Below are 15812 nucleotides of genomic sequence, written 5' to 3' on the forward strand. Positions count from 1 at the left end.
CGTCGTCTGCGCCCCAAAAAAGAAACGATATAACGTTAAGTTTGTGCTCAGGTTCGAGGCCAACAATGAAAACATTCCACCCGATTTTCGCGCCGTTACTGACCGGCTCCTTCATGCTTGCTTTTCCGGCCATGGCGCAGACGGAAGATGATCACGAGACCGCATCGACGCCCTCCATTGAGCCGGTGGTGGTAACGGCAACCCGTTCCGCCATCCGCAAGGAAGAAGCTCCCTCGGGTTACACCGAGGTCACGCGTGACGATGTGGAACGCAAGCCGGCCACGTCCCTGGCGGATCTGCTGGGCGATCTGCCGGGCGTTGCCGTGGATAACGAGCGGGACGGGCGTAGTCAGATTCGGATCCGCGGGTTCGAACCATCGCAGACGCTGATGCTCGTCAATGGTCGCCGGATCAACAACACCGATGCGCTGGTGGGCCACAGTAATTTCCGCCTGACACAGCTCCCGACGGCAGCCATTGACCGCCTCGAGGTGGTGCGCGGGCCCCTGTCCTCTCTGTACGGGGCGGATGCCCTTGGTGGCGTGGTCAATGCGATCATTCGTCCGCCGGAGGATGAATGGACCGGGCGAGTCCGGACACGTGTCGGTGTCACGGATCCCCGCCCGGGCGGCGAAGAGCGCAATCTTTCGCTGTACACCGCCGGTCCGCTGGGAGAGCGCACGGGTGCATTGCTGAGCCTGGATTTCCTGGACAGGAACGCCTCTCTAAACCCCGATGAAGATGGGTTGGATGAGATCGAGGGTCGGGAGGCGATCACCGGCTACGGCAGTCTTTTCCACCGGCCGGCTGCGGGCCACGAGATCGAGGTGTTCTTCAACGTCGCTGATGACCAGCGTCGTGCGAATCTGGGCGAGGACGGCGAACGTCGGCTGGACCTCCTTCGCTACAGCGCCGGGATCCGTTACGACGTGGAAATCGGTCCATGGGATGCCCGCTTCGACGCATACCGCTCCCGAAGCGAGAGCGAGTCGCGGCATGTGGATCGGGAAGACGAGCACACCGACGATGTCATCGACGTGAGCGCCTCCCGTCACTGGGGGCAAGGACAGGAAGTCACGGCGGGCGCCGATTATCGGCGCGAGAGTTTCTGGCGCGAGCGCGGGGGTGAACGCGAATTCGGCGACACGGTAACCCACCGCGGTGCGTTTGTGCAGAACCGCAGCTACCTGCTGGAAGACCGGCTGATTGTCACGCTGGGTACGCGCTTCGACGACCACACCAATTACACCGGTGAGATCACCCCGAGTGCCGGCGTGGTCTACAACTTCACCGACACTACGCGGGTAAAGGCGGATTACGGCCGCGGCTTCAGTGCGCCGGACCTGCGTCGCTCGACGGATACCTTTGAGGGTGGCCCCCCTATCCCGACCCTCGTAATCATCGGCAATGAGGACCTGGAGCCCGAACGCAGTGACAGTTACAGCCTGGGTTTCGAGCACGATGACGGCCAGCGCGAGTTCGGCGTGACCCTGTTTCGTAACGAGATCGAGGACCTCATCAATACCCGCTGCATCGAAAACTGCGACTTCCGGACCCCGGCTAATCCCGAGGTTCGACAGTATCAGAACGTCGACAGCGCATTGACTCAGGGCGTGGAGCTTGAGGTCGGGTACCGGTTCGGCGAGTCCGGCATCGTCCGCGCCAACTACACGTATCTGGACACCGAGGACCGGGACACGGGCAAGACCCTGGAAAACCGGCCACGGCAGCGTTTCAACCTCCTCACCGAGGCGGCTGTCTGGCCCGGGGCCACTGCAAACCTGCGCGCTGAATACATCGGTTCCCAGCGGCGGGGGAGTGAGCGCACGCGCGACTACACGCTGTTCCACCTGGGCATGAGTCAGGAACTGGCTGACGGGTTTTCGGTGCAGGCGGGTATCGAGAACGTCACCGATCAGCGGCTGGGGGATATCGACGATGCCTTCAGCCGTGAGATCCGCGGTCGCTTCTACTACGTCTCTGCCAGTTGGGAGTTTTGACCATGAGGATCCTGCGAGGAGACCTGGCCCGATGGTCGCGCTCTCTTGCGTTCCTCATCCTGACGGGTGTCGCGTCGGCGGCAGCCGCAGATACACCCCGCATGCTGCTCCTTGGCAATGAAACCGTGCGCCCCGGGGTGCTTCAGGAGTTCGAACATATCGGCGAGGAGCAGGGCATCCATGTGGATACGGGTCGGGTTGAGGACCTGGAGGCCGAGCCGGATCCCGATCGGGTGCATGACCGGGATTTGGCGATCGTCTTTGCCCCGAGCCACGCGATCGCCAACCCGGACCATGTCGCCGCGTTGCGGGAGGCTCTCGCGGACGCCGGTACGCCAGTGGTTGTCGTCCATCGCGGTCAGGCGGATGCCGACGGTCTTGATGACGATACAGCCAGACGCATCGCTGCGTACCTGACCGAGGGCGGTGCGCGCAACTTCGAACACGCCTTTGCCTACCTGGACGCGGCGGTATTCGGTCGCCACGCCGAAGCCGTGCCCGATCCCGTGCGATACCCGGACCGGGGGATTTACCACCCGGACTACGAGGGTCTGGTGTTCGAGGATCTGGACGAGTACGAGGCTTGGCGCGGGGATTTTGGCGAGCGGCCCGTGATTGGTATCGCGATCCACGACAGCCACGTGCGCCATACCCTCACGGACTGGATCGACACCACCGTCGAGCTGATCGAAGCCGAAGGAGGCGTGGCCCTGCCGTTTTTCAGTCCGGTGAATGACGCCGAGGGCATGCAGCCGTTGGTGGCTCGGGACGGCGAACCGGCCATCGACGCGTTGCTGTTCTACCGGGTCATGCTCAACCCGGAGGACCGCCGCGAGGACTTTGCTTCCCTGGGCGTGCCAGTACTGCAGGGCCTGATTTACCGGGATGGCTCCGAGGCCGACTGGCGGGGCGATGACGTGGGCTTTCCCCGCGGCAGCACGCCGTTCTACTTTTCCATGGCGGAGATGGCAGGGGCCACCGATCCAACCGTGGTCGCCGCGGAACGCTCCGGCGACCAGCAGGTGGTGGCGGTCCGCCCGGAGCTGGATGCACTTGTGCAGCGGGCCTTCAACGCGGTGGATCTGCAGCGCAAGCCCAACGCCGACAAGCGTCCGGGTGTGTACATCTACAACTATCCGACTGGCGAGACCAATTTCTCCGCCTCCAACATGAACGTCCCGGAGAGTCTGGCAGCCACTCTCGCGGACCTGGCCGATGCCGGTTACACCGTGGATGCCGTCGACGCTGACCAAATCAGTGAGGCCGGGAAACGCCTGGTGGGGGCCTACTATCGGGATGCGGATCTGCAAGCGCTGGTCGACGATGACCTGGCCGAGTTGTACCCGGTGAGTGCCTACCGCGAATGGCTGGCGACGCGAGGCGAGGCGTTGCGTGCGCGGGTGAAGGAGGAGTGGGGCGAGCCGGAAGCTGCGCCCACCGTCGTCGAGCACGAAGGTGAGCCACACTTTGTCGTCCCGCGGCTGGAGATAGGCCGCATGGCGGTGCTGCCGCAGCCGCCCCGGGCCATGCCGGGTGACCCGGAACGAGAAGGGAAGTACCACGATACCGACCTTCCCTTCAGCCACGATTACCTGGCCAGCTACGCCTGGCTGCAGCAGGGTCATGAGGCCGATGCCCTGGTGCACTTCGGCACGCATGGCTCGGCGGAGTACGGGGTGGGCAAGAGCCGCGGTCTGGCCCTGGAGGACGATCCTCACGCGGTGGTCGGTGAACTCCCTCATGTCTACCCCTACATCGTCGACAACCTGGCCGAGGCCACGATCGCCAAACGGCGGACGCGGGCGACCATGGTGTCGCATCAGACACCGCCCTTCGCCCCGGCGGCGCTGTATCACGAGCTGGTCGACCTCCATGATCTGATCCACGACTGGGAGGAACTGGACGACGGGCGCACCCGCGAGCGGGTGGAAGAGCAGATCGTCGAGGCCAGTCGCGAGCTGGACATGCACAAGGATCTCGGCTTTGGTGACGAAGAGCTGGCCAGCCGTTTCCACGATTACGTGCACGCCGCTCACGATTACATCCACGACCTGGCGCAACAGAGCGAGCCCATTGGCCTGCACACCTTCGGGCGTCCCGCGGACGATGAGCATCTGCTGTCGACCGTCATGCAGATGCTGGGGGAGGACTACCACAAGGCCACGACGGTGGATCCCGAGGAGCTTTTCGCGGGGGATTTCGAGACCGCGGTGGTGGAGTCCGAGCCGTATCGTCTGCTGAAGAAGCATCTGCTGGACGGGGGCCCGCTCGAAGATGCGGACTCCGATGTGACGCAATATCTGGAGCAGGGGCGAACCTATCTCGATGCCCTGCGCCGGGCTGGCGGCGAGACGGAGGGGCTGATTCACGCCCTGGACGGTGGTTTCATCGAGCCGTCGGTGGGCGGGGATCCCATGCGGAACCCCGATTCGCTGCCCACCGGGCGCAATCTCTACGGTTTCGATCCGTCGCGGGTGCCGACCCGTGCAGCGTACGAGACCGGCGCCGAGCTCATGGAGGGGCTGATCCGTGACCACAAGGAGGAGCACGGGGAACCGCCGGAACGTCTGGCGTTTACGCTCTGGTCGATGGAGGTGATGCGCCACCACGGTGTGGTCGAGGGTCAGGTGATGAAAGCGCTGGGCGTCGAGCCGGTCTGGAACGACCGTGGTCGCCTGGAGGGCTACGAGGTCATTCCCCGGGATGAACTCGATCGTCCTCGGGTCGACGTGGTCCTGCAGGCCAGCGGGCTCTACCGCGATGCCTTCGCCGGTACCCTCGAGCTGCTGTCCCGTGCCGCCGCCGAGGTGGCCGGACGTGAAGAACCGGATAACCCCGTCCACGCGATGACCCGTACGCTTGCGGAGCTACTGGAAGGCACCGATCTGGACGCCGACGCGGTACAACGCCTGAGCCGTACCCGTGCCTTCTCTGCGGACATCGGTCAGTACGGTACCGGTCTGGACGGCGCCGTGGCCGATGTGGACGCCTGGTCCGAGGGCGAGACCCTGGATGAGGATTACATGGGCCGGGTTTTCCTGGACCGTCTGGAACACGCGTACGGACCGGACCCCGACCACTGGGGCGAGACCGTACCGGGGATCAACCTGTTCGAGCGACAGCTCGGGAGCGTGGATGCAGCGGTCTTCGCCCGCAGTTCCAACGTCTTCGGGCTACTCTCGTCCGACGACCCGTTCCAGTATCTGGGCGGACTTTCCCTGGGGGTGCAGACGGCCGGTGGCGAGCGGCCGGAACTCTATATCAGCAATCTGCGCGACCCGGTGGACGCCAGGATGGAGCGGGCGGATCAGTTCCTCTCGCGGGAGATCCGCACGCGCTATCACCACCCGCGCTGGTTGCAGAGCATGGTGGACGAAGGCTACTCCGGCACGACCACGCTCCAGGACACGGTGGAGAACCTGTGGGGCTGGCAGGCGACCGCGCCGGAGATGGTGCGTGACGACCAGTGGGATCGTTTTTTCGACATCTACGTAAATGACGCCTACGAACTGGGGCTCGAGGAGTGGTTCGAACAGCACAATCCGGAGGCGCTGACCCGTATCACCGAACGCATGCTGGACGCGGCGCGGACCGGCCACTGGACGCCGGACGAGGCCGTACTGGAAACCCTGGTGGAGCAGCATCAGGAGTGGACTGGCGAGCATGGAGAAACGGGGGGCAGCGAGGATCGCGACGCCTATGTGGCCGAAACGGCGGCCGGCTTTGGCATGAATACCGTGGCGGTTCCGGATGCCGATGCCAGCGGAGCGAGCGACCCCGTAACCGTCAGCGGGAGTGTCATGGAGCCGGTGGCGGAACCGGAGCCGGAAGCAGAGTCCGGCGCACCTCCGTGGCAGGTCCTCGTGTACATCGCAATGCTCGTCTTGCTCTTCCTTGCGGGTGTGGTCCACCAGGCTCTGCGCGGGCGCCGATCATCCACCGGATCCCAACATCTAACGGGAGCTGAATCATGACTGCACTGGAAATGGCCATGTACGAGCTGGGACGACTCTTTCTCGTCCCCGTGTTGCTCATCATCATGGTGCTGTTCGCTTATGCCTTTTACGCACTGGGTGCCTTCGCGTTCGAAGCCTGGCAGCGGAGCAGGAATGCCGCGCCGTGTCCCCTGCAGGATTACCGCGCCCGGTTCGGGAGTGCCGACAGCGAGGAGCTGGAGCTGGTGATCCTGCGTCAGCTCGAGCCCTTGCGGGTGGTTTCGCGGACGGCACCCATGCTCGGGCTGGTGGCCACCATGATCCCGCTCGGGCCCGCACTGCTGGCCCTCGGTGACGGCGATCTGGCCACCGTGGGTGAACAGCTCGTGGTGGCCTTCGCGGCCGTGATTCTTGCGCTGATCACCGCCTCGATCACCTTCTGGGTGCTTACGGTCCGGCGCCGCTGGCTGCTTAGCGCTCTTAAACAGGCCGAACGGCAGGAGACGGCCAAATGAGTCGATTCCTGGATTCCGAGGAAGAGGCCGACCCCATCCTCTCCGTCGTCAATATCGTCGACGTGTTCCTGGTGATCATCGTGGTGTTGCTGATCATGGTCGCCCAGAGCACCGCCAGTGAATTTCAGGACGTGGATACGGCGGAGCAGGGCGAGGTGGTCCCGGAAACCATGGAGACGCTGGAGCGCTACGAGACCAGCGGCGAGATCGGCGAAGGACAGGGTGTGCGTGCCGGCACAACCTACCAATTGGAGGATGGCACCATGGTGTTCGTGCCCGACGATAACGAATGACATGCGGGCCCGATCAGTGACCTCCGCCACACCGGCGGACTCCCGACCCCCGGGGGCAGGGTCCTGCAACTCCCCGCTGCGATGTGAAGCATGCCCTGTTCCCGTCACTCCGGGGGCAGCCCCGCGTGGACAGGGCCGCGGACCCTTCTAGACTCCATGCAAGGCCTTGTGGTCTGGAAGCAAGCCCCGCGGGAGGGGAAGGAGGCAGGTCATGCGCATCGCGAAGTCCGACGTGCCCGAGGTGTTCAGTGCCCCGGGGGCCGTCGCGCGTCAGGCCCTGGAGTTCGGCGACGCGTCCGGTTACACGCAGATGACGGGGGAGTATTTCTCGCTGGATGCGGGCACCGACATCACCCCGCTGCTCCACGGTTTGAAGGAGGATCTCTGCCAGTCACCCCACTGGGGTTACATGATTCAGGGCCGCCTGATCATGACCTACCGGGATGGTAGCGAGGAGGCTACCGCCGCCGGGGATCTCTTCTACTGGCCTCCCGGGCACACCCTCCGGGTGGAGGAGGATGCCGAGATCATCCTCTTCAGCCCGCAGCACGAGCACTGCGAGACCCTGAATCACCTGAAGCAGCAGCTGGAAAACTGACCTCCCTTCACCGGGGCAGCCCGTTGAAGGACCCGGGCGAGCCCCGGTGGTGGAAAGTGGCGAGCTCGTGGCCTTCTGCCTGTCTATCCTCGGGTTGAAGGCATGGATCCGCGTTTGCGTGACCCGGCCGCGGCGAGAGGGGCAGAACGATGACGATCAGCACTACATTGCAGGAATTTCTCGACGAGCGGGACGTGAATTATGACGTTGTGGGCCATCCGCGTGCGGTTTCCGCCAGCCGGACGGCCGAAGCTGCCCACGTACCCGGCGATGAACTGACCAAGGGTGTGCTGGTGGAGGATGCCGGCCATTACATGCTGGCGGTCCTGCCGGCCACGCGGCGGCTGCAGTTCGGCAAGCTGCACTACATGCTCGGGGAGCATGTGGGGCTGGCGACCGAAGAGGAGGTCCGGTCGGTGTTCCCGGACTGCGAACACGGGGCAGTCCCGGCGCTGGGTAGCGCATGGGGTCTGGAGGTCCTTCTGGATGAATCGCTCGCGGCGCAGGACAGGGTCTATGTGGAGGGGGGCGACCACGTCTCGCTGATTCGGCTGGACGGCCCGGCGTTTCGCAACCTGCTCGGTCATTGCCGCTACGGGGATTTCTCACGGCATATCTGAGCCCGGCGGCGCTGCAGTCGGGCAGGCCTACGGGTCGGTCTGCGCGGGTGGATCGAGCCGGGTCTCGAGTGCCTCGCGCAGCTTTTCGGCACTGGGCTGCGCCTTTTCCACGATCTCCTCGACCCGGTTGAAGTCGAGCAGGCGGATGCCCGCGCTGCCGGCCTCGAGGAAGAGATCGGGCGGGTCGTGTTCGCGCATGTGGCGGATCTGCGAGCTCTGCATGATGCTGAAGGTGGTGAACAGCAGATCGGTCAGGCCCGGTGGATCGTTGGGGGCCTGTTTGCGGCTGGCGGAGACGTCGACGGCGATCACGAAGTCGTGATCTTCCTGCAGCAGGTTCCAGGGCAGCGGGTTGGACGTGCCGCCGTCGATCAGCAGCCGGTCGTCGCCCTGCGGAACCGGCTCGAACAGGCCGGGGACGGCCATGCTGGCCTCGATCGCGTGGAACAGTTCGCCCTCGGCAAGCACTAACGTGTCTCCGCTCCAGTAGTCGGTGGCCACCACCGACAGGGGGATGCGCAGATCGTCGAACGTCTCGGCATCGGTGTGTTTGGCGAGGAATTCGAGGAATTCGGTCGAGTCGAGCACGGCGTTGCGCCCGAGGCGCAGCGGGATCAGCTCGGTGAGTTGCACATCGGCCTCGACCAGCCCGGAAAGGGCATCGATGCGCGAGCCACCGAAGTCGTCGAAGACGTCCAGGATCTCCTCGGCGCTGAGGCCGGCCGCATACAGCCCGCCAATCACCGCCCCGATGCTGGTACCGCTGATGTGGTCGGGTACGATCCCGAGGTCGTCGAAGACCTGCAGGATGGCGATGTGGGCCAGCCCCCCGGCGCCACCGGAGCCGAGTGCGAGACCGATGCTCGGCCGCTCGGGCTGTTTCTCCGCGCCCTGCAGGGCCGGTGCGGCGAGCAGCGTGGCAATCGTCAGGGCGGCGATAATCAGGCGGCTCGTCATGGGCGGCTCCGGTGGTTCGGGCAGCTCCGCTCAGTAGTGCTCGATGAACAGATCGATGGCGGGGCTCAGCGCCCCGTGCCAGCGCGAGGCGAGTTCATCCGTCCATTTGGGATCGGTCTCGCTGGCGGTCCGGACCATGCAGTTCAGCCACAGACCGTACAGCGCCGGCTCGATCGGGACGGACCCGCGGCGACTGTGCACCTGGGCCATGCGCTCGAGGGTCGAGCGCATGAAGGTCTCCCCCTCAGCATAACTCAGAGCAGCGGAGATGGCTTGCCCCAGCGCCCGCTTCTGCCGGGTCCAGTCCGTGTTGGCAAAGACTTCGGCCACTCGGGGGTCGGCCTGAAGGAACCGTTCGTAGAAACGCTCGGCGAAATCCCCTTCGCGGCGACAACGCCCGTAACTCTGTTGAACGTCCGAATAGCTCACCGTGTTCACTGCCTCCGTGTTGGAAAAAGCGCAGTAACCTACGGCAAGGCGCGTCTTCGAAAAACCGCCTGCGGAAGAAAATTTGACGCGATTCGCATTGCTTCATGTTCAAGGTTGCGCTCACGCCGTTGCGTCGCCGCTCAGAAGCGGGTGGGTGCGGTGCCCGGGGCGGCGGTCTTCGGCGTGTCCCGGCGGGCCAGGCGGCGAAAATGCGGCACGTTGCTTTGCAGCGCTGCGAGACCATCCCTCGTGAGGCAATAGCCCTCCGGGGTCACCCGAATCCAGCCGCGTCCGACCGCCCCCGCCAGGGCTTCGTGCTGGCTCCCTGGCTCGCCGCGTTTGGCCCAGGCATGGACCACGGGCGCCGGCAGGATATGCTCGGGTGCATCGGCGGGGTCGCCCAGCCAGTGGTGCAGGGTGGTAAGCCGGGCCACCGCCGAGGTTGCGGCGATGATCTTGTGTTCGGTGGTGGTGTTCATGGCGAACCTCCCGAATATCATGCGTGTACTTCAGAAGATAGCGGAGCGGCGAGACCTTTCCATCAGCCGAATGTCCGAGTTCGCCATGTGCGGCCCGGAATTGCGGCCTTTTTACGGTCCGGACGCTCGAAACCAAAAACGCCCCGACCTCCGGGGGAGGACGGGGCGCCGAGCACACAGGGGGATGGGTGCTCACCTGTGACGGTAGACCCTCCCCCCGGGTACGGCAATCGACGCAGGTCACACACCCGTGCGCACCGCGCGGGCGGCGCCAGGGAATGTGAGGGGAGCAAGGGTAGAGGCAGCTCCCGGGTATTCTCCCAAACCGAATGGATGTGCCGGGGCAGTTTGCGAGGGGCTGGTATACTTTCGTCCCTTGTTTTCCCGCATCCTCGATCGATGAAAGGACAGTGAATGCCCCATGCCTCACCGAACCCCCTGAAATCCCTTACCAACGAAAAACTGGCCGGGCTGAGTACCCTGCTCGTCGTGCTGGCGGCGTTTTCATGGGGGCTATCCGGCGGAATCGGCGGCATTCTGACGGGGCAGGGCTGGGATCCCGTGGTGGTGTCGTTTTATCGCGGTGCGATCGGGCTACTGTTCGTGCTCGCCTGGCTGGCATTGCGTCCGCAGGGCAGCGGACTGGGCAGCGGTCGCATGTGGCTCTGGTCGGCGGTGGCCGGCCTGGGCGTGGCCGGCAACTTCACGTTCTATTTCCTGAGTATCGCGGAAGGCAGCGTGGCCGTGGCCGCGACGCTGATGTACTGCGCGCCGGTGTTCGTGTACCTGGTTTCGTTTGCGCTGGGGCTGGAGCGGCCCACGCTGTTCAAGTGGGTGGCGATCGTCATGGTCCTGCTGGGCGTGGTGCTGCTGACCGGGATCTACGACATCGGCGCCGGGGACGTGACCCTGATCGCCGCGGGTGCCGGTCTGGCCTCCGGCCTGTCCTACGCGGTGTTCATCTTCGGTTTCAAGTTTGCCGCGCCCCATGGCAGCCCGCAGGCGATCCTGGTGATCGCGTTCGCGGTCCTGGTCCTCATCCTTTTCTCGCTGGGTGATCCGGGGCAGATGGTGGACGTGCTGAGCACCTCGAGCTGGCCCCTGTTCGTGATCCTCGGCGTGCTGGGCGCCGGTCTGTCGTTCATCTTCTACATCGTCGGTCTGAACTACACGGCGCCGGCGGTGGCCTCCATCGTGGCCATGGTCGAGCCGGTGACCGCGTCGCTGTTCGGTGTGGTGTTCCTGGATGAATCCCTGGCGGCGGTCCAGATCTTCGGGATGGCGCTGATCCTGCTGACCGTGACGGGGCTGAGCCTCCATTCGAGTCTGCAGGCGAAAGCCGTTCCGCCACAGCCGCGTTCCGACTAGCTTCGTCCATTGACGGACCGGCGTGCATGCCATCGCGCCGCGAGACTGTTACATTAAAACTGGGGGTTTTCCCCGGGGGGTCTTTGGCCAGGAGGGTTACGACTATGCCCGCAAGGTTCTTGCGCAGCACGGCGGCGGTCGTTTCCACCGTGATCCTGCTGAGTCTGAGTGCCGTGGCAACCGGCGGGGAAACCCCGGTGGTCCTGGAAATGCCCTCCGGTGATGCGGCCGAGGCCGCATACTGGGCCGGCGAACCGGACAAGCCCGCCGTGCTGATCCAGCACGGCTTCCTGCAGACCCATCACTTCCCCACCGTGCGCCGGCTCGCGGTGGCACTCGCGGACGCGGGGTTCCACGTGCTGACCCCCACGCTGACCCTGGGGATCGACCGGCGCACCGCGAGCCTGCCGTGCGAGGCGGTGCATACCCACGGCATGGAGCAGACGCGGAACGAAGTCGCTGTCTGGGTGGACTGGCTGCGGGAAAAGACCGATCAGGAACCCGTCGTGATCGGTCACAGTGCCGGCAGCGTCAACCTGCTGGCTTACCTGGCGGATTCCGCGAACACTCCGGTGGCCCACGCCATCTTCATCAGCGTGACCTATTTCGGCCATGGCGAGGCCGCATTCGAATCGGCCGAAGATGCCGCCCGCGCCCGGGCGTCGCTCGAACGCGGTGATGCCGGACTGGAGGAGTATTCCCTGGGGTTCTGTCGTCAGTACGTCACGACGCCCGAGGCGTACCTGTCCTACTACGACTGGGACCGGCAGCGGACGGAGCGGGCCCTCGAGCTGAATACCGTGCCTTCCACCCTGATCGCGGGCAGTATCGATGACCGGATCGATCTGGACTGGATAGAGACCCTGCGGCGCCATGGAGTGGAGGTCCGTATCGTGGAAGGTGCCAACCACTTCTTCGACCGGATGCACGAATTCGACCTGCTGGAGGAGGTCGAGCAAGTGCTCCGGGAGCGTCACTCGCAATGATCCCCGGCCGTACGCTTTCGATCACGCATTACGCCCTGCTGCTGGCGGCGGTGTCCTTGCTGATCGTGGCCGGTTTTGGTTTCTACACCTGGCACAAGGTCGACCAGCTGCGCGGCGAAATTCAGGAAAGTGGCCGCGAGGCCGCGCGCCAGGAGCTTGCCGAGGCTCTGGATCACGTCCGCGAGCAGGCAGACCGTCAGGCTTCCCGGTTCGCGCGCTGGGAGGAAGTGCGCCAGCAACTGGGCACCCCGCACTACTATGCCTACTGGAAGAGCCACCGCATGCACCAGGCCGGGGTCCTGGCGGACAGCGTCGTGGACGCGCGGATTTATGATCGAGATGGAGCGCCGCTGCCCGGGCCGGATTCCGAAGGCTTGCCCGCGGAGCTCGAGTTGCCGCCTCCGGCGCCACGCGCGATGCCGGGCGATGAGGAACCGTTCCTGGTGACGTTCGAACCGGTTCCCGTGCCCGACGGGGCCGAGCCATCGGGATTCGTCGGTCTGCAGACCCGGTTTCTCGACGCGCTCCGCGAGGGCCACGCGTACCGCTATGTCGATCCCGAATCGATCCATTTCGATCTCGGCGAGCAGGATGCGGTCCCCGCAGGGGATCTCCTCGGGCAGGCGCGCTTCGAGCTGCGCTCGAACCCGATGGCCGATCAGCTGGACTCGCTTCTGCTCGACGCGTTGATCAATTTCGCGGGCATCCTTCTGCTCCTCACCGGGGCCCTGTTCTCTTCACTGGTCTACGTGATCGTACGCCCCCTGCGAACCATTGCCGGACATATCGACCGGCTGCGCGAAAGCGCCGGAAGCCTTGTGCTGAAACGAGTCAACGGCTGGCTGCCCATCGCGGAAACGGAAAAGATCCGGGAATCCCTGAACTCCTACCAGGCCCGGCTCCACGATGTTCATTCCAGCCTGGAGAGGAACAATCGCGAACTCTCGCGCATGGCGTACCACGATGCCCTCACCGGAGTGCGTAACCGGCGGGCATTCGAGGAATACTGGGAAACCGTGCCAGGGATGGTGACCCGCCATGGTGATCCGGTGTGCTTCGTCCTGTTCGACATCACTCACTTCAAGGCGATCAACGACAGTTACGGCCACGAGTTGGGAGACGCCGTCCTGAAGGCGGTCGCGCAAAGCATTGGCGAGGTCCTGCGGGAAGGGGAGCCGCTGTTCCGGATCGGTGGCGACGAATTCGCGGCGATTTTCCTGGACTGCGACGAATCCGGTGCCCGAAACATGGGAGAGCAGGTCCAGGAACGCATCCGGGCCACCGATTTCGCCGCGTTCGGGGTGCGGGAGCCGATCAAGATCAGTATTGGCATGGCCGTCGCGCCCGGCAATGACGAACAGGCCCTGAGAGCCCTGCCGTGGCAGGCCGACGTAGCCATGTACAAGGCCAAGCGCCCCGCGTCTTCGCATGTGGTGCTGTTTACGCCGGAACTGGCGGACGACACGCGGGGCATCTATTCGAACTGGGTCAACAACGCGGTGTACGAGGCCGTGACCCGGGGAACCGGGATTCGTATGGCCTACCAGCCGGTTGTGGCTCTGACCGAGTGCCACCCCTCGTATTTCGAGGCCCTGGTGCGCATCGAACACGAGGGCGAGATGATCGGCCCCGCGGATATCTTTCCCGTGGTCGAGGCGCGCCGGCTGGAGGTCGAGCTCGACCGGGCGGTATTGAGCCGCATTCTCCACGATCTGCAGGCCGCCCGGATTCCGCCCGGTCTCGGTGTCTCGATCAATCTGTCGGGCCCCACCATCGTGAACGCCGGGGTCGTCGAGTGGATGGAAGACTTCGTGCCCTTCCTGCAGGAACGGACCATCGTTCTCGAGGTGACGGAGACCGCCCTGATCACCGAGATCGGAACGGCAACCGAGATCCTCCAGCAACTGCGCCGGCTGGGCTTTCTTGTCGCGCTGGACGATTTCGGCAGTGGGTATTCCTCGATCCGCTATCTCGCCTCCATGCCCGTGGACAAGGTCAAGTTCGACATCAGCCTGATACGCAGCCTGGATGACCCGGAGCAGCACCACATTGTCGAGGGCCTGCTCCAGATGATCAGCGACGCGGGCTACGCCACCGTGGCCGAAGGCATCGAGACCGCGGAACAGCTCGACCGGGTGCGCGACCTGCGGTTCGACTTCGCCCAGGGCTACTATCTCGGTTATCCCTCTTCTCCCTCGCAAGGCCTGCCGACCGCTCTCCCGGTGCCGGCGGGCGCTGACCTGAAATGGGGACAGACCTGATTCCCCGGGCCGGTCGATCGGCCGGAACGTGGCAACGGACGCAATATGCAGAGGCAATATGAACCTGATCGTCAGTGAACTCGAGGGCAGGCCCGTCGCCCGGCAGCCTGTCGAGGTAGTGGAGCGCAAGGGGCTGGGGCATCCGGACACGCTGTGCGATGCGCTGGCGGAGGAGGTGAGCCTGGCGCTGTCGCGGGAGTACCGCGAGCGCTTCGGCTTCGTGCTGCACCACAACGTGGACAAGGTGCTGCTGCGCGGCGGCGCCGCCCGCCCGGCCTTCGGCGGAGGCGAGGTGGACGAGCCGATCGAGCTGTACATCGCCGGGCGGGCCACGCGCGAGTATCGCGGCGCGACCGTGGCGGTGGACGAGCTGGCGGTGGAGGCCTGCCGTGCATGGCTGGCCACGCACATGCCCGCGCTGGATGTCGAGCGCCACGTGCGGGTGCACTCGCTCATCCGTCCCGGCTCGCAGGACCTGGTGGAACTGTTCGAGCGTCAGCGGCGGGATGGCGTGCCGCAGCTGGCGAACGACACCTCGCTGGGAGTGGGCTACGCGCCCCTGAGCCCGCTGGAGCGAGCAGTGTTCGCGGCCGACATGAGCCTGTGGTCGGAGGTGCCGCCGGCGCGTGGACAGGACGTCAAGGTGATGGGGGTGCGCAGCGGCGAGGACGTGTCCCTGACGGTGGCCTGCGCCTTCATCGGGGCGCACCTGGCGGACCGGGACGCCTATCTGGCCGCGCGTTCGGATGCGACCCGGCAGGTGCGGCGCGTGGCCACCGAGGCCCTGGGCCGAGAGCCGGACGTGGCGGTGAATACCGCCGACGATCCCGACGCGGACAGCCTGTACCTGACCGTGACCGGCACCTCGGCCGAGGCCGGTGACGACGGGCAGACCGGTCGCGGCAATCGGGCGAACGGCCTGATTACCCCGTCGCGCCCGATGACCATCGAGTCCTTCGCCGGCAAGAATCCGGTCACCCATGTCGGCAAGCTGTACAACGTGACGGCCACCCATATCGCCGAGGCGATCGTGGCGGAGATCGACGAAGTATCGGATGCGCAGGTGGTGCTGGTCAGCCAGATCGGCATGCCGGTGGACCAGCCGCAGATCGCCGATATCCGCCTGCGCGCCGAATCCGCGGAACAGGCCGCGGCCCTGGCGCCCCGCGCCGAGGCGATCGCGCGCCATCATCTCGCCCGGGTCGGTTCCCTGTGGGAAGGCCTGCTTTCGCAGAACCTCGCCACCCAAAGCCTGTAACCCTCGAATCGATCGCTCAACAGCCTGGCATTGTCCTTGCGTGATCCAGGCTGAGGGGAGCGGACGCGTCGAATTTTTGTCGTTCGCGCATGCCGGACCCCGCGATCACAAAA

13 protein-coding genes are annotated in these 15812 nt (G+C 65.1%); 10 read left to right on the forward strand and 3 right to left on the reverse strand.

The genetic code is table 11. The features are described 5' to 3' along the window. Window positions 1–113 precede the first annotated feature (113 nt). The 6 genes from D577_RS0112765 (at window position 114) to D577_RS0112790 (ending at window position 7961) form a co-directional block, all read left to right on the forward strand. Window positions 114–2000: a TonB-dependent siderophore receptor gene (locus D577_RS0112765; RefSeq protein ID WP_244263468.1), complete on the forward strand. Its 1887-nt coding sequence runs from the start codon at window positions 114–116 to the stop codon at window positions 1998–2000. A 2-nt stretch (window positions 2001–2002) separates the two neighbouring features. Continuing rightward, on the forward strand, window positions 2003–5974 hold the full coding sequence (gene cobN, locus D577_RS0112770; RefSeq protein WP_244263469.1) for a cobaltochelatase subunit CobN: 3972 nt from the start codon (window positions 2003–2005) through the stop codon (window positions 5972–5974). Then, window positions 5971–6450 carry a MotA/TolQ/ExbB proton channel family protein gene (locus tag D577_RS0112775; protein ID WP_018947861.1) on the forward strand — a complete coding sequence of 160 codons (480 nt, stop codon included), beginning with the start codon at window positions 5971–5973 and terminating at the stop codon, window positions 6448–6450. The genes cobN and D577_RS0112775 overlap by 4 nt, the downstream gene beginning before the upstream one ends. Beyond that, complete coding sequence (locus tag D577_RS0112780; protein WP_018947862.1) at window positions 6447–6743, forward strand: DUF2149 domain-containing protein; 297 nt, start codon at window positions 6447–6449, stop codon at window positions 6741–6743. The genes D577_RS0112775 and D577_RS0112780 overlap by 4 nt, the downstream gene beginning before the upstream one ends. A gap of 211 nt (window positions 6744–6954) precedes the next feature. After that, window positions 6955–7341 carry a hypothetical protein gene (locus D577_RS0112785; RefSeq protein ID WP_018947863.1) on the forward strand — a complete coding sequence of 129 codons (387 nt, stop codon included), beginning with the start codon at window positions 6955–6957 and terminating at the stop codon, window positions 7339–7341. 149 nt (window positions 7342–7490) lie between these two features. Continuing rightward, window positions 7491–7961, forward strand: coding sequence for an aminoacyl-tRNA deacylase (locus D577_RS0112790; RefSeq protein ID WP_026289068.1), 471 nt, complete (start codon window positions 7491–7493; stop codon window positions 7959–7961). 27 nt (window positions 7962–7988) lie between these two features. Here D577_RS0112790 and D577_RS0112795 read toward each other — a convergent pair whose 3' ends face one another. The 3 genes from D577_RS0112795 to D577_RS13730 all read right to left on the reverse strand — a co-directional run bounded on the left by D577_RS0112795 (window position 7989) and on the right by D577_RS13730 (window position 9826). Beyond that, entirely contained in the window at window positions 7989–8918 is a 930-nt protein-coding gene (locus tag D577_RS0112795) for a patatin-like phospholipase family protein (RefSeq protein WP_018947865.1), read from the reverse strand. Between the two features lie 30 nt (window positions 8919–8948). Further along, window positions 8949–9347 (reverse strand): globin, encoded by a 399-nt coding sequence (locus D577_RS0112800; protein ID WP_026289069.1) that lies wholly within the window; start codon window positions 9345–9347, stop codon window positions 8949–8951. Window positions 9348–9487: 140 nt separating this feature from the next. Then, window positions 9488–9826 (reverse strand): hypothetical protein, encoded by a 339-nt coding sequence (locus D577_RS13730; RefSeq protein ID WP_018947867.1) that lies wholly within the window; start codon window positions 9824–9826, stop codon window positions 9488–9490. 414 nt (window positions 9827–10240) lie between these two features. Between D577_RS13730 and D577_RS0112810 the strand changes: the two genes are divergently transcribed. From D577_RS0112810 to D577_RS0112825, 4 genes are all read left to right on the forward strand, one after another. Further along, window positions 10241–11194 carry a DMT family transporter gene (locus D577_RS0112810; protein WP_018947868.1) on the forward strand — a complete coding sequence of 318 codons (954 nt, stop codon included), beginning with the start codon at window positions 10241–10243 and terminating at the stop codon, window positions 11192–11194. A gap of 104 nt (window positions 11195–11298) precedes the next feature. Next, window positions 11299–12180 (forward strand): alpha/beta hydrolase, encoded by an 882-nt coding sequence (locus D577_RS0112815; RefSeq protein ID WP_038036371.1) that lies wholly within the window; start codon window positions 11299–11301, stop codon window positions 12178–12180. Next, on the forward strand, window positions 12177–14441 hold the full coding sequence (locus D577_RS0112820; protein ID WP_018947870.1) for a bifunctional diguanylate cyclase/phosphodiesterase: 2265 nt from the start codon (window positions 12177–12179) through the stop codon (window positions 14439–14441). The genes D577_RS0112815 and D577_RS0112820 overlap by 4 nt, the downstream gene beginning before the upstream one ends. Before the next feature lie 58 nt (window positions 14442–14499). Beyond that, entirely contained in the window at window positions 14500–15699 is a 1200-nt protein-coding gene (locus D577_RS0112825) for a methionine adenosyltransferase (protein WP_018947871.1), read from the forward strand. Window positions 15700–15812: the final 113 nt, after the last annotated feature.

The organism is Thioalkalivibrio sp. AKL17, assembly GCF_000377885.1.
Lineage (GTDB): Bacteria > Pseudomonadota > Gammaproteobacteria > Ectothiorhodospirales > Ectothiorhodospiraceae > Thioalkalivibrio > Thioalkalivibrio halophilus.

Excerpts from the sequence above, each read along its gene's own strand:
- D577_RS0112765 (WP_244263468.1), top strand. The coding sequence starts at position 114 with ATGCTTGCTTTTCCGGCCATGGCGCAGACGGAAGATGATCACGAGACC.
- cobN (WP_244263469.1), top strand. The coding sequence starts at position 2,003 with ATGAGGATCCTGCGAGGAGACCTGGCCCGATGGTCGCGCTCTCTTGCG.
- D577_RS0112775 (WP_018947861.1), top strand. The coding sequence starts at position 5,971 with ATGACTGCACTGGAAATGGCCATGTACGAGCTGGGACGACTCTTTCTC.
- D577_RS0112780 (WP_018947862.1), top strand. The coding sequence starts at position 6,447 with ATGAGTCGATTCCTGGATTCCGAGGAAGAGGCCGACCCCATCCTCTCC.
- D577_RS0112785 (WP_018947863.1), top strand. The coding sequence starts at position 6,955 with ATGCGCATCGCGAAGTCCGACGTGCCCGAGGTGTTCAGTGCCCCGGGG.
- D577_RS0112790 (WP_026289068.1), top strand. The coding sequence starts at position 7,491 with ATGACGATCAGCACTACATTGCAGGAATTTCTCGACGAGCGGGACGTG.
- D577_RS0112795 (WP_018947865.1), bottom strand. The coding sequence starts at position 8,918 with ATGACGAGCCGCCTGATTATCGCCGCCCTGACGATTGCCACGCTGCTC.
- D577_RS13730 (WP_018947867.1), bottom strand. The coding sequence starts at position 9,826 with ATGAACACCACCACCGAACACAAGATCATCGCCGCAACCTCGGCGGTG.
- D577_RS0112810 (WP_018947868.1), top strand. The coding sequence starts at position 10,241 with ATGCCCCATGCCTCACCGAACCCCCTGAAATCCCTTACCAACGAAAAA.
- D577_RS0112815 (WP_038036371.1), top strand. The coding sequence starts at position 11,299 with ATGCCCGCAAGGTTCTTGCGCAGCACGGCGGCGGTCGTTTCCACCGTG.
- D577_RS0112820 (WP_018947870.1), top strand. The coding sequence starts at position 12,177 with ATGATCCCCGGCCGTACGCTTTCGATCACGCATTACGCCCTGCTGCTG.
- D577_RS0112825 (WP_018947871.1), top strand. The coding sequence starts at position 14,500 with ATGAACCTGATCGTCAGTGAACTCGAGGGCAGGCCCGTCGCCCGGCAG.